The 12,928-nt window shown below is 65.4% G+C and carries 12 protein-coding genes; 6 read left to right on the top strand and 6 right to left on the bottom strand.

What is annotated here, in order from left to right:
• Window positions 1–3 precede the first annotated feature (3 nt).
• Entirely contained in the window at window positions 4–1,215 is a 1,212-nt protein-coding gene (gene coaBC, locus POF53_RS16365) for a bifunctional phosphopantothenoylcysteine decarboxylase/phosphopantothenate--cysteine ligase CoaBC (protein WP_203649404.1), read from the bottom strand.
• 127 nt (window positions 1,216–1,342) lie between these two features.
• Here coaBC and radC point away from each other — a divergent pair, with 127 nt between their 5' ends.
• Entirely contained in the window at window positions 1,343–2,023 is a 681-nt protein-coding gene (radC, locus tag POF53_RS16360) for a RadC family protein (protein ID WP_234562099.1), read from the top strand.
• Between the two features lie 93 nt (window positions 2,024–2,116).
• On the opposite strand, the gene POF53_RS16355 is transcribed toward radC, so the two are convergent.
• Window positions 2,117–3,706 (bottom strand): ABC transporter substrate-binding protein, encoded by a 1,590-nt coding sequence (locus tag POF53_RS16355; protein WP_498968540.1) that lies wholly within the window; start codon window positions 3,704–3,706, stop codon window positions 2,117–2,119.
• A gap of 362 nt (window positions 3,707–4,068) precedes the next feature.
• On the opposite strand from POF53_RS16355, the gene rpmB reads away from it, so the two are divergent.
• Complete coding sequence (rpmB, locus tag POF53_RS16350) at window positions 4,069–4,305, top strand: 50S ribosomal protein L28 (protein WP_003258972.1); 237 nt, start codon at window positions 4,069–4,071, stop codon at window positions 4,303–4,305.
• 10 nt (window positions 4,306–4,315) lie between these two features.
• Entirely contained in the window at window positions 4,316–4,471 is a 156-nt protein-coding gene (gene rpmG, locus POF53_RS16345) for a 50S ribosomal protein L33 (protein ID WP_003253507.1), read from the top strand.
• Window positions 4,472–4,566: 95 nt separating this feature from the next.
• On the opposite strand, the gene POF53_RS16340 is transcribed toward rpmG, so the two are convergent.
• Entirely contained in the window at window positions 4,567–4,926 is a 360-nt protein-coding gene (locus POF53_RS16340; RefSeq protein WP_050707521.1) for a cupin domain-containing protein, read from the bottom strand.
• Between the two features lie 196 nt (window positions 4,927–5,122).
• Here POF53_RS16340 and POF53_RS16335 point away from each other — a divergent pair, with 196 nt between their 5' ends.
• Together POF53_RS16335 and POF53_RS16330 are read left to right on the top strand one after the other, a co-directional pair.
• Entirely contained in the window at window positions 5,123–6,616 is a 1,494-nt protein-coding gene (locus POF53_RS16335; protein WP_203649416.1) for an aldehyde dehydrogenase, read from the top strand.
• Between the two features lie 100 nt (window positions 6,617–6,716).
• Window positions 6,717–7,856 (top strand): MFS transporter, encoded by a 1,140-nt coding sequence (locus tag POF53_RS16330; protein ID WP_203649418.1) that lies wholly within the window; start codon window positions 6,717–6,719, stop codon window positions 7,854–7,856.
• A gap of 123 nt (window positions 7,857–7,979) precedes the next feature.
• Here POF53_RS16330 and POF53_RS16325 read toward each other — a convergent pair whose 3' ends face one another.
• Window positions 7,980–9,524 (bottom strand): phospholipase D family protein, encoded by a 1,545-nt coding sequence (locus POF53_RS16325; protein ID WP_498968537.1) that lies wholly within the window; start codon window positions 9,522–9,524, stop codon window positions 7,980–7,982.
• Between the two features lie 60 nt (window positions 9,525–9,584).
• Complete coding sequence (locus POF53_RS16320; RefSeq protein ID WP_475860103.1) at window positions 9,585–11,015, bottom strand: aminotransferase-like domain-containing protein; 1,431 nt, start codon at window positions 11,013–11,015, stop codon at window positions 9,585–9,587.
• A gap of 178 nt (window positions 11,016–11,193) precedes the next feature.
• Here POF53_RS16320 and POF53_RS16315 point away from each other — a divergent pair, with 178 nt between their 5' ends.
• The gene (locus POF53_RS16315) at window positions 11,194–11,424 is read left to right on the top strand and encodes a DUF1127 domain-containing protein (protein ID WP_186712306.1); all 231 of its coding nucleotides are present in this window, start codon (window positions 11,194–11,196) and stop codon (window positions 11,422–11,424) included.
• A 159-nt stretch (window positions 11,425–11,583) separates the two neighbouring features.
• Here POF53_RS16315 and POF53_RS16310 read toward each other — a convergent pair whose 3' ends face one another.
• A complete protein-coding gene (locus POF53_RS16310; protein WP_498968534.1) occupies window positions 11,584–12,876 on the bottom strand; it encodes an NAD(P)/FAD-dependent oxidoreductase in 1,293 nt (430 codons plus the stop codon).
• Window positions 12,877–12,928: the final 52 nt, after the last annotated feature.

Raw genomic sequence — 12,928 nt, 5'->3', positions numbered from 1 at the left:
AACTTATTGAACCTGGTTGAGCCGTTCGGCGATGAAGGCAACCAGCTGGCGGGCGATCTTGCCCTTGCTGGTCTGCGCGAAGAGGGTCTGGTGCTGCTGGCGGTCGATCACGGTCAGGGCGTTCTCCTCGCTGTTGAAGCCGATGCTGGGGTTGGCCACATCATTGGCGACGATCAGGTCGAGGTTCTTGTCCTTGAGCTTGCGCGTGGCGTAGTCGAGCAGGTGCTCGGTCTCGGCGGCGAAGCCCACGCTGAACGGGCGATCAGGCCGACCGGCAATGGTCGCAAGGATATCGGGATTGCGCACCATCTGCAGCAGCATGCCGTCGCCTGTGGTGGGATCCTTCTTGAGCTTCTGTGGGGCGACGACTTCCGGGCGGTAGTCTGCGACCGCGGCCGAGGCGATGAACAGGTCGCAGGGCATGGCCGCCTCGCAGGCCGCGAGCATGTCCCGCGCGCTGACCACGTCGATGCGGTTGACCCGGTCGGGCGTCTGCAGGTGCACCGGGCCGGTGACGAGGGTCACCCGGGCCCCGGCTTCGGCGGCGGCCTCGGCCAGGGCGAAGCCCATTTTCCCTGAGCTATGGTTGGTGATGTAGCGCACCGGGTCGATGTTCTCTTGCGTCGGCCCGGCGGTGATCAGCACGTGCTTGCCGGTCAGGGCCTGGCGCTTGAAGCTCTCGGCGGCGCACCAGGCCAGGTCCGTGGCTTCGAGCATGCGGCCGAGGCCCACGTCGCCACAGGCCTGGCTGCCGGAGGCCGGGCCGAACACCTGGATGCCGCGACTTTTGAGCAGCTCGAGGTTGGCCTGGGTGGCCGGGTCGCGCCACATGGCCTGGTTCATCGCCGGGGCGACGGCCACGGTGGCGTCGGTGGCCAGCACCAGGGTGGTCAGCAGGTCGTCGGCCATGCCTTGGGCCATGCGCGCCATCAGGTCGGCGGTGGCCGGGGCGATCAGCACCAGGTCGGCCCACTTGGCCAGCTCGATATGGCCCATGGCCGCTTCGGCGGCGGGGTCGAGCAGGTCCATGTGTACCGGGTGGCCGGACAGCGCCTGCAGCGTGAGCGGGGTGATGAACTCGGCGCCACCACGGGTCATGACCACGCGCACCTGCGCGCCGTGTTCCAGGAGTCGGCGAATCAGCTCGGCGCTCTTGTAGGCGGCGATGCCGCCACCCACGCCGAGAACGATGCGCTTGCGATACAACCGCTGCATAGGCCTTGCCTTATTCCAGTGAAAGCGGGTGGCGACGATAGCTGCCTGCGGCAGATCGTCGCATTTTCGAAGCGAACTAGATTAACACAGCGCCCAAATGGGCCGTAGTGGCAGGCGAGGAGGGGAAATGAACATCAGGGAGTGGCCGGCTGAGGAGCGGCCGAGGGAAAAGCTGTTGCAGCGCGGGGCGTCGATTCTTTCGGACGCGGAATTGCTGGCCGTGCTGCTGGGCTCGGGGGTTGCCGGGCGCAATGTGCTCGATCTCGCCCGTGGCCTGCTGGCGAAGTTCGGCGGGCTTCGGCAGTTTCTCGAGGCGGACCGGACCAAGGTGCTGCGCGAGCCAGGCCTTGGGCCGGTGCGGTATGCGCAGTTGCAGGCATTGCTGGAGATCGGCAGGCGCTATCTGGACGAACACATCGAGCGTGCCTCGGTCCTGGAGAGCCCGGCCTCGGTGAGGCGTTATCTCAAGTCCATGCTGCGGCACGAGTCCAGCGAGGTGTTCGGCTGCCTGTTCCTGGATACCAAGCATCGACCGTTGGCGTTCGAAATACTGTTCCGCGGCACCATCGACCGCGCGAGCATCTACCCACGCGAGGTCGTGCGCCGGTCATTGCTGCACAACGCGGCGGCACTGATCCTCTGCCATAACCATCCGTCGGGCAATTGCGAGCCGAGCCAGGATGACGTGCATCTGACGCTGATGCTCAAGCGCTCGCTGGCGCTGATCGATGTGCGGGTGATGGACCATGTCATCGTCGGTGATGGCGAGCCGCTGTCGATGCTCGAGCATGGGTGGTTGGCGGGTTAGTCGTGGGCAAGCTGCACCGGCCTCTCGCGGGTAAACCCGCTCCCACAGGATTTGCGCGTAACCTGTGGGAGCGGGTTTACCCGCGAAAAGGCCTCAACGGCTGACGGAGACCTTGCTGAAGTCCTGCCGCCCGAACGGGCTCACCTGATAACCCTCGACCCCTTTGTGCAGCAGCGCCGCCGCCGTCGGATGCGCCAGCGGCAGCCACAGCGCCTGCTGCTGGATCAGCGTCTGCGCCTGCTGGTACAGGCGACTGCGCACGCTCTGGTCGTTGGTGGTGCGTCCGGCATTGATCAGTTGGTCCAGGCGGCTGTCGCAGAAGCGCGCGAAGTTGGTCCCGGACTTGACCGCCGCGCAGGCAAACTGCGGGCTGAGGAAGTTGTCCGGGTCGCCATTATCACCGGCCCAGCCCATGAACAGCAGGTCGTGCTCGCCGGCCTTGGCGCGGCGGATCAACTCGCCCCATTCGATGGTGCGGATCTCGGCCTTGATGCCGACCTTGGCCAGGTCCGCCTGGAGCATCTGTGCGCCGAGGCTGGGGTTGGGGTTGAGCAGGCTGCCCGCCGGGCGGGTCCAGATCGTGGTCTCGAAACCCTTGGCCAAGCCAGCCTTGGCCAGCAACGCCTTGGCCTTCTTCTGGTCCTGGGCATAGCCGGGCAGGTCCTTGGCGTAGCTCCAGGTGTTCGGCGGGTAGGGGCCGTTGGCGGCGGTGGCGGTGTCTTCGAACACCGCCTTCAGGTAGGCGGCCTTGTCGAAGGCCAGGTTGATCGCCTGGCGCACCTCAGGCTTGTCCAGTGGCGGGTGCTGGCTGTTGATGGCGACGAAGGCGGTCATGAACGCTGGCGTGGTGACCACCTTGAGGTTGCCGTCCTTGCCGGCTTCGGCGATGTCCAGCGGCTTGGGCGACAGGGCCACCTGGCACTCGCCGCGCTTGAGCTTCTGCAGGCGTACGTTGGCGTCCGGGGTGATGGCGTAGATCAGCGGGTCGACGGACGGTTTGCCGGCGAAGTAGTCGGGGTTGGCGCGGTAGCGCACCACGGCGTCCTTCTGGAAGCGCTGGAAGACGAACGGCCCGGTACCCACCGGCTGGCTGTTGAGCTTGTCCGGGGTGCCGGCCTTGAGCAGCTTGTCGGCGTACTCGGCGGAGTAGATCGAGGCGAAGCCCATGCTCAGGGTGGCCAGGAAGGTGGCGTCGGCGTGGGTCAGGGTGAAGCGCACGGTGTGCGGATCAGGGGCGTCGATCGCCTTGATCAGGCTGCCCAGTTGCAGCGACTGGGCGTGCGGGTAGCCGCCCGGGGCGGTCTTGTGCCAGGCGTGGGCGGGGTAGAGCATGCGCTGGAAGCTGAACAGCACGTCGTCGGCGTCCAGCTCGCGGCTCGGCTTGAAGTACGCCGTGGTGTGGAACTGCACGCCCTGGCGCAGCTTGAAGTCGTAGATCAGGCCATCGGGCGATACCGACCAGCCTTCGGCCAGGCTCGGCACCACCTTGCCGAGGCCGGCGTCGAACTCGACCAGGCGGTTCATCAGCACATCAGCCGAAGCATTGGTGGTGGTCAGCGAGTTGTACTGCACCACATCGAAGCCCTCCGGGCTGGCTTCGGTGCACACCGACAGCGGTGCGGCCTGGGCCAGGCCGGCGGCGCACAGGGCGGTGAAAAACAAGGAAAGGGCGGCGGCACGCATGGTGGCTCCTTGGCTGGTCGGTGGCCCATCTGCCGGTGCAGTCTGGAAATGGCCCTACCCTAGTGCGCGCTACACGAAATGACCACCTTCTTTTTCAGGCGCTTGGCGACGAGCGGTCGACAGTGCGGCGGGCTAGTCGTTATGCTGCTCCCCCGCAATTTGCAGCACGTGGATGCTCACTTTCTGTTGTTGCGGCGTAGTCTTTCTGGTATAAAGCAGCGCTCTTTTCTAGGGGCTCGGCCTGTCGCATCAGCGAATCCGGTCGATAAGACCTCCAGAATCACGGCGCCTGGCGCCAAAGACTGAGAGATTAAGCGGCCAACCCATGCCGGGTTGGGCATGTGGTTTTAGAGGGCTGAGTCATGTCGAGAGTCTGTCAAGTTACTGGTAAGGGTCCAGTAACCGGGAACAACATTTCCCACGCAAACAACAAAACCCGTCGTCGTTTCCTGCCGAACCTGCAGCACCACCGTTTCTGGGTTGAGTCCGAGAAGCGTTTCGTGCGTCTGCGCGTATCCGCCAAAGGCATGCGCGTCATTGACAAGCGTGGTATCGACGTAGTGCTGGCCGAGCTGCGCGCTCGCGGCGAAAAGTTCTAAGGAGAACGTCATGCGTGAATTGATCCGTCTGGTTTCGAGTGCCGGCACCGGCCACTTCTACACCACCGACAAGAACAAGCGCACCACCCCGGACAAGATCGAGATCAAGAAATACGATCCGGTCGTCCGTAAGCACGTGGTGTACAAGGAAGCCAAGATCAAGTAATTGATCGGCGACCTGAGAAAACCCGCTACCGCAAGGTGGCGGGTTTTTTTATGCCTGCGAATCGGCAATCGCGGGGCAAGCCCGCTCCCACAAGGTTACTTCTGCTCGAACAGCACATAGATCTTGCGGCAGGGCTCCAGCACTTCCCAGGTGCCCTTGAAGCCGGCCGGGATGACGAACCGATCACCGGCACGCAGGGTCTTGGCGTTGCCTTCCTGGTCGCGCAGCACCGACACGCCCTGGACGATCTCGCAGTACTCGTGTTCGGTATAGCTCACCGTCCACTGGCCCACCTCGCCCTCCCAGACGCCGGCGGCGAACTGGCCGCAAGGGCTGGAATAGTGGTTGTAGACAGCCTGGTCAGGCTCGCCCTTGAGGATTTTCTCCGCCGCCGGGCGGTAGCGTTCGGCCTCGGTGAGAACCTGGGCAAAGTCGACGATACTGGCGATGCTCATGGTGATTACCCTGTTGTTGTTTAATAAAATGCACATCAGTAGGCGTTTAGGCCATTCGTGTCAAATATATTGATAGTTTGTCCGCCCTGGTTTAGGGTGTCGGATGCCGGTGTGCGTTCGTCGCCCGGCCAGAATTTCTGACAGCGCCCGTGAGTCCTCAGTGCGGCGTTGCACCTTAACAAGAGAGGAGTTTCCTATGACCACCCTGACTCGTGCGGACTGGGAACAGCGTGCCCAGCAACTGAAGATCGAAGGCCGCGCCTTCATCAACGGCGAATACACCGATGCCGCATCCGGTGAAACCTTCGACTGCCTGAGCCCGGTGGACGGACGCTTCCTGGCCAAGGTCGCCAGCTGCGACCTGGCCGACGCCAACCGCGCCGTCGACAACGCCCGCGCCGTGTTCGAATCCGGCGTCTGGTCGCGCCTGGCCCCGGCCAAGCGCAAGGCCAAGCTGATCCGCTTCGCCGACCTGCTGCGCAAGCACGTCGAGGAACTGGCCCTGCTCGAAACCCTCGACATGGGCAAGCCGATCGGTGACTCCTCCTCCATCGACATTCCGGGCGCGGCCCAGGCCATCCACTGGACTGCCGAAGCCATCGACAAAGTCTACGACGAAGTCGCCCCGACCCCGCACGATCAGTTGGGTCTGGTGACCCGTGAGCCAGTAGGCGTGGTCGGCGCCATCGTACCGTGGAACTTCCCGCTGCTGATGGCCTGCTGGAAGCTGGGCCCGGCCCTGGCCACCGGTAACTCCATCGTCCTGAAACCGTCGGAAAAATCGCCGCTGACCGCCATCCGCATCGCCCAACTGGCCATCGAGGCCGGTATCCCGGCGGGCGTGCTGAACGTGCTGCCAGGCTACGGCCACACCGTGGGCAAGGCCCTGGCCCTGCACATGGATGTCGACACCCTGGTGTTCACCGGCTCCACCAAGATCGCCAAGCAGTTGATGGTCTACGCGGGCGAGTCGAACATGAAGCGCGTCTGGCTGGAAGCCGGCGGCAAGAGCCCGAACATCGTCTTCGCCGATGCGCCTGACCTGCAGGCCGCCGCCGAGGCCGCCGCCAGCGCCATCGCCTTCAACCAGGGCGAGGTCTGCACCGCGGGTTCGCGCCTGCTGGTCGAGCGCTCGATCAAGGACAAGTTCCTGCCCATGGTGGTCGAGGCCCTCAAGGCCTGGAAGCCTGGCAACCCGCTGGATCCGGCGACCACCGTCGGTGCGCTGGTCGACACCCAGCAGATGAACACCGTGCTGTCGTACATCGACGCCGGTCACCAGGACGGCGCCAAGCTGCTGGCCGGTGGCAAGCGTATCCTCGAAGAGACTGGTGGCACCTATGTCGAGCCGACCATCTTCGACGGCGTGACCAACGCCATGAAGATCGCCAAGGAAGAGATCTTCGGCCCGGTGCTGTCGGTGATCACCTTCGACACCGCCGAGGAAGCCATCGCCATCGCCAACGACACGCCGTATGGCCTGGCCGCCGGCATCTGGACCGCGGACATCTCCAAGGCCCACAAGACTGCCCGCGCCGTGCGCGCCGGCAGCGTCTGGGTCAACCAGTACGACGGCGGCGACATGACTGCGCCGTTCGGTGGCTTCAAGCAGTCGGGCAACGGCCGTGACAAGTCGCTGCATGCGCTGGATAAGTACACCGAGCTGAAGGCGACCTGGATCAAGCTGTAATCAGGTAGCGTCTTTTCGCGGGGCAAGCCCGCTCCCACGTCAGTCGTGGGAGCGGGCTTGCCCCGCGATGCTTTTTGCCAGATTTTTTCCGGAGGCCGCTATGCGTTGGGGAACCTACTTTGCCGTCCTGGCGTCGGTGCTCAGTGTCGGGCTCGCGCTCGGTGTGAGCATGCCGCTGGTGTCCCTGCGCCTGGAGGGTTGGGGCTACGGCGGGTTCGCCATCGGCGTGATGGCGGCGATGCCGGCGCTTGGCGTGCTGGTCGGCGCTGCCATTGCCAGCCGTCTGGCCGGCTGGATCGGCGTCCCGGCCGCCATGCGCCTGTGCCTGTGGGGCGGGGCACTGTCCATCGGCTTGGTGGCGCTGTTGCCCAGCTACCCGCTGTGGCTGTTGCTGCGGCTGATGATCGGCATGTCGCTGACCGTGGTGTTCATCCTCGGCGAAAGCTGGATCAACCAGTTGGTGGTCGAGCAGTGGCGTGGCCGATTGGTGGCGCTGTACGGCAGCAGCTATGCCCTGAGCCAGCTGGCCGGCCCGCTGGTGCTGGGCTTTCTCGGTTCGGACGACGACTTTGGTTTCTGGGCGGCGACCGGGCTGTTGCTGGTTGCGCCGTTGATCCTGTTGGGCCGAGGTGGGGCACCGAGTACCGAGGCCTGTAGCGTTACTTTCCGCGACCTGTTCGGGTTCTGTCGGCGCTTGCCAGTGATCGCATGGGCCATTGCGCTGTTCGCGGCGTTCGAAGCGATGATCCTCACCCTGCTGCCGGTGTATTGCCTGCAACAGGGGTTCACCACGGAGGTGGCGCTGTTCATGGTCAGTACCGTGGTGGTGGGCGATGCGGTACTGCAATTGCCGATTGGCGCGCTGGCCGACCGTATGTCGCGACGCACGCTGTTCAGTGGTTGCGCGCTGACCTTGCTGGTTTCCAGCCTGGCGATTCCGTTGCTGTTGCACACACCGGTGATCTGGCCGCTGTGGGTGCTGTTCGGTGCCAGTGCGGGTGGCTTGTTCACCTTGTCGCTGGTACTGATCGGCGAGCGCTACCGGGACGACGAGCTGGTGCGGGCCAATGCCCATGTGGCGCAGCTGTGGGGCATCGGTTGCCTGCTTGGGCCGTTGCTGGCCGGGGCGGGGAGCCAGTGGATCAGCGGGCACGCGCTGCCGTTGCTGATGGCGGTGGGGGCGGCGGGGTTGGTGGTGCTGACCCGGCGGCGGGATGCCTTCGAGCCGGCGTCGGCCTGAGCCATCCTGGGGCTGCTGCGCAGCCCATCGCGGCACAAGGCCGCTCCTACAGAAGATCGCGGTCCCCTGTAGGAGCGGCCTTGTGCCGCGAAAGGGGCGCAAAGCGCCCCCAAGCAATCCCAATTACAACATCTTCTCCAGCCCTACCGCCTTGCTGATCCAGGCATTGAAGCGTCGCCATATCCCCCCCGGCTCGGTCAGCAGCATATGCCGCTGGCCATTGTCCTCGGTCGCCCAGGCCAGTTTCCCGTCCACCAGCTTCACCTCGTAGCTCAGCGCCGGCGCCATGCCCTGCACGGCCAGGTCGCGGGTGTATTCGGCCAGCTCCGGGCTGTCCACCAGCACCCCGACCTCGGTATTCCACAGCACCGAGCGCGGGTCGAAGTTGAACGAACCGATGAAGGTCTTGCGCCGGTCGAACACCATGGCCTTGCTGTGCAGGCTCGAATCGGAGCTGCCATGCAAGCCCAGGCGTGGCCGAGGGGCGCCGGGCTGGCGACGCAGCTCGTACAGTTGCACGCCATGCTCGAGCAGGGCACGGCGGTAGGGCGCGTAGCCACCGTGCACGGCCGGTACGTCGGTGGCTTCGAGGGCGTTGGTCAGCAGCTTGACCGAGGTGCCGGCGTCGGCGCGGCTGGTCAGGTACAGCAGCCCCGGTTCGCCTGGAACAAAGTAGGCCGAGACCAGGATCAATTCCTTGTGCACACCGTTCAGCTCCGGGGCCAATTGCCGACTCATCAGCAATCGTGGATCCGGCTCGTCGTCCGCCAGCACCTTGCTTGGCGCATCCCACAAGGCTTGGCTGTGGGCCCAGATCAGCTCGTTGCGCCATACGTCCAGGCGCGGCTGCGACTGGTAGGCCATCAGGCGGTCGTACAGCGCCTTGCGCTCGACCCGCGCCTCGGCCAGCGACACCTCCAGGCGCTGGCGGCTGGCGAACAGGTCGTCGGCATCGGGCTGGCGCCAGAGGAAATCGCCGATGGGGCGGCTCAGGGCGCTGTTCCAGTACTGGTCGAAACTGTGGCCGAGCTGCTCGGCTACCGGGCCCACGCCCAGCAGGTCGATGTCGGTGAAGTTGAGGTTGGGCTCGGCGTCGAAGTACTCGTCGCCCAGGTTGCGACCGCCGACGATGGCCATGCTGTTGTCCACCAGGAACAGCTTGTTGTGCATGCGCCGGTGCTGGCGCGACAGGTTGAACAGTCGCCCTACCGCGCGGGTGACGCCGGTGCTGCGCCCCAGGTGCAGCGGGTTGAACACGCGGATGTGGATGTTCGGGTGGGCGGCGAGGGTGCCCATCAGGCTGTCCAGGCCGTCGCTGGTGGTGTCGTCGAGCAGGATGCGCACACGCACGCCGCGGTCGGCGGCGCGCAGCAGTTCGTGGACCAGGGCGCGGGTACTGAGGCCGTTGTGGACGATGTAGTACTGCAGGTCGATGCTTGTCCGGGCGTTGCGGATCAGCTCGGCGCGGGCGCGGAACGCCTCGTTGCTGTTGGGCAGCAGACGGAAGCCCGAGCGCCCCTCGTAAGGCGCGGCCTGGCGCTGCACCGAGCGACCGAACGCCGAGTCGGCTGCCGGTAATGCCTGGCTGACTTCACGCGGTGTACCGACGCTGGCGCAGCCAAACAGGCCGAGCGCCAGCAGTAGAGGCAGGGCTCGCTGGAGTCTCAAGGGTGGATCGTCCTGTGCAGCAAGGGCTTATGGGGTTGGACCGTGGAAGGCGGCGCAAAGTTACCCGCCGCCGTGCTCGGCCTCCAGTAGACGAAGGGCGGTTTCACCGACCTTGCGCACGGCGGCTTCGATCTGCGCCGTGGGCCGGGCGGCGAAGTTCATGCGCAGGCAGTTGCGGTACTTGCCCGAGGCCGAGAAGATGCTGCCCACGGCGATCTGCACGCCTTGCTCCAGTAAAGCGCGGTTCAGGCGCAGCGTATCGAAACTTTCCGGCAATTCAACCCACAGCATGAAGCCCCCTTGGGGCCTGCTGGCGCGGGTGCCCGGCGGGAAGTAGCGGGTCACCCAGTCGCACATCTGGTCGCGGCCGCGCTGGTACTGGCTGCGCATGCGCCGCAGGTGCGGCTGGTAGTGGCCTTCGGCGATGAAATCGGCGATTGCCAGCTGTGGCTGGCAGGCGGTGCTGCCGGTGCTGATGTACTTCATGTGCAGCACCCGCTCCAGGTAGCGCCCCGGGGCTACCCAGCCGACCCGCAGGCCAGGGGCCAGGGTCTTGGAGAATGAACTGCAGAGCAGCACGCGGCCATCGTCGTCGAACGACTTGATGGTGCGCGGACGTGGATAGGTGTAGGCCAGGTCGCCATACACATCGTCTTCGAGGATCGCCACGTCGTAGCGCTGGGCGAGGGTCAGCAGGGCCTTCTTGCGCGCCTCAGGCATGATGTAGCCCATCGGGTTGTTGCAGCTGGGGGTGATCTGGATGAGCTTGATCGGCCACTGTTCCAGGGCCAGCTCCAGGGCCTCCAGGCTGATGCCGGTGATCGGGTCGGTGGGGATCTCCAGGGCTTTCATGCCCAGGCCCTTCAGCGTCTGCATGGCGCCGTGGAAGCTGGGCGAATCGACCGCGACGATGTCGCCGGGCTGGCACACCGCGCGAATGCTGCACGACAGCGCTTCGTGGCAGCCGGTGGTTACCACCAGGTCGGCTGGGCCCAGGCGGCAGCCGGAGTCGAGCATCAGTCGGGCGATCTGCTCGCGCAGCTGGGCGTTGCCGTGGATGTTGTCGTAGTACAGGCCAGGCATGTCCATGCGCCGGCTGATCTGCGCCAGGCTGCGCAGCAGCGGTTTGAGGGTGGGGCTGTCGACGTCGGGCATGCCGCGACCGAGCTGGATCACATCCGGGCGCGGGGTGGCGCGGACCAGTTCCAGCACCTGTTCCCACTGGGAGATATCCACAGGCCGCTGGGCCGGGCGACTGATGTCGGGCAGGGCCGGGAGCTGGCGATCCTCGGCGACGAAATAGCCGGACTTGGGCCGTGGCGATACCAGGCCGTTGTCCTCCAGCAGGCGGTAGGCCTGCTGTACGGTGCTCAGGCTGACGCCGTGCTCGACGCTCAGGGCGCGCACCGAGGGCAGGCGCTGGCCGGGGCGGTAGAGGCCTTGCTCGATACGCGAGCCGAGCAGTTCGGCGAGGTTGAGGTAGAGCGTCACGGCATACTCCTGCGCGTTTTGCGGGTCGATGACCGATACAGATGGCTGGAAAATACTTCATTCAGCCGACTTTTCGCCAATTCTGTATGGGAATAATAAGTCATTGTTGGGTCTGTATTGTCGAAGGTGCGAGCGCGCATGCTTTCTCCACGGTATCAACTGATGGGAGAACGCAGTGATGGGTGGCTTGAGCGATGTGCGCTTGCAACTGTTGCCTGGTGAGCTTGAGGCCGGGCAGCGGCCCAAGGTCTTCAATGCGCCGGCCGGCTTGAGTCGTTGGGGCCTGATGCTGCATCGCTGGCGGACCCGCAGGGCGCTGCTGCAGCTGGATGATCGGCAGTTGCGCGATATCGGGCTGACCTGGGAACAGGCGCGACAGGAAGGGCGCAAACCCTTCTGGAAGGATTGAGCCGATCTCCTGTAGGAGCGGCCTTGCCGAGGCGTCGGACCGGCCGGAAAGGGCTGCACAGCAGCCCCGGCAATCTTCAGTCTGATTCGAGACCCTGGGGCCGCGCTGCGGCCCTTTCGCGGCACAAGGCCGCTCCTACAGGGGCGTGCTGAATTCGACTCAAACCAGTTCTTTGAGCCGGTACCAAAGCATCCCCAGCGCCAGCAGCGGCGAGCGCAGCAGCTTGCCGCCGGGGAAGGTGGTGTGCGGCACTTTGGCGAACAGGTCGAAACGACCACCCTGCTGGCCGCTGATGGCCTCGCCGAGCAGGCGCCCGGCCAGGTGGGTGGCGTTGAGCCCATGGCCGGAATAGGCCTGGGCGTAGTAGACGTTTGGCTGGCTGGCCAGGCGGCCGATCTGTGGCAGGCGGTTGGCGCCGATGCCGATCATGCCGCCCCACTGGTAGTCGATGCGCACATCGGCTAGTTGTGGGAACACCTTGAGCATCTTCGGCCGCATGTAGGCGGCGATGTCCTGCGGGTCGCGTCCGGAGTAGTGGCAGGCGCCGCCGAACAGCAATCGGTGGTCGGCGGACAGCCGGTAGTAGTCCAGCGCCACGCGCTGGTCGCACACCGCCATGTTCTGCGGCAGCAACTGGCGGGCGCGCTCTTCGCCCAGGGGCTCGGTGGCGATGATGTAGCTGCCGGCGGGCAGCACCTTGCCGCCCAGCTCGCGGTTGAGGTCGTTGTGGTAGGCGTTGCAGCACAGCACCAGGGTCTTGGCGTGCACCCGGCCCTGGGCGGTGTGCACCTTCACCTCGGAGCCGTACTCGATGCGGGTTACTTCAGACTGCTCGTACAGGCCAACGCCCAGGCGGCTGGCCACGGCGGCTTCGCCGAGTGCCAGGTTGAGCGGGTGCAGGTGGCCCGAACCCATGTCGACCAGGCCACCAACATAGCGGTCGGAGCCCACCACCGAGTGCATGTCGCCGGGCTGCACCAGGCGCAGTTCGTGGCGATAGCCCAGACTGCGCAGTTCCTCGGCGTCCTCGGCGAAGCCTTGCAGTTCGGCGGGTTTGTTGGCCAGGTCGCAGTAGCCCCAGGTCAGGTCGCAGTCGATGCCATGGCGCTCGACACGGTCGCGGACGATCTCCACGGCCTCCAGGCCCATGAGCTTCAGGCTGCGAACACCGTCTTCACCGAGCACCGGGAGAAACTGCTCCAGGCCGTGGCCGACGCCGCGGATAAGCTGGCCGCCGTTGCGGCCGCTGGCGCCCCAGCCGAGCTTGCGGGCTTCCAGGAGGATCACCGAGAAACCGCGCTCGGCCAGTTCGATGGCGGTGTTCAGGCCCGAGTAGCCGCCGCCGACGATGCATACGTCGGCGCTGTGCTCGCCTTGCAGGAACGGATGGTCTGGGTGTGGCGCGCTGCTGGCGGCGTAGTAAGAGGCGGCGTGCTGCGCGCTGTGGACCATGGGTCGATTCCTGGGTTGAGACGAAAGGGGGAGGATAGGCAACTGCCCAATC

This window comes from Mitsuaria sp. RG, assembly GCF_028369275.1.
GTDB lineage: Bacteria > Pseudomonadota > Gammaproteobacteria > Pseudomonadales > Pseudomonadaceae > Aquipseudomonas > Aquipseudomonas peradeniyensis.
The sequence above is the reverse complement of the archived record's forward strand: the minus strand, read 5'-3'. Positions and strand labels throughout refer to the sequence as shown.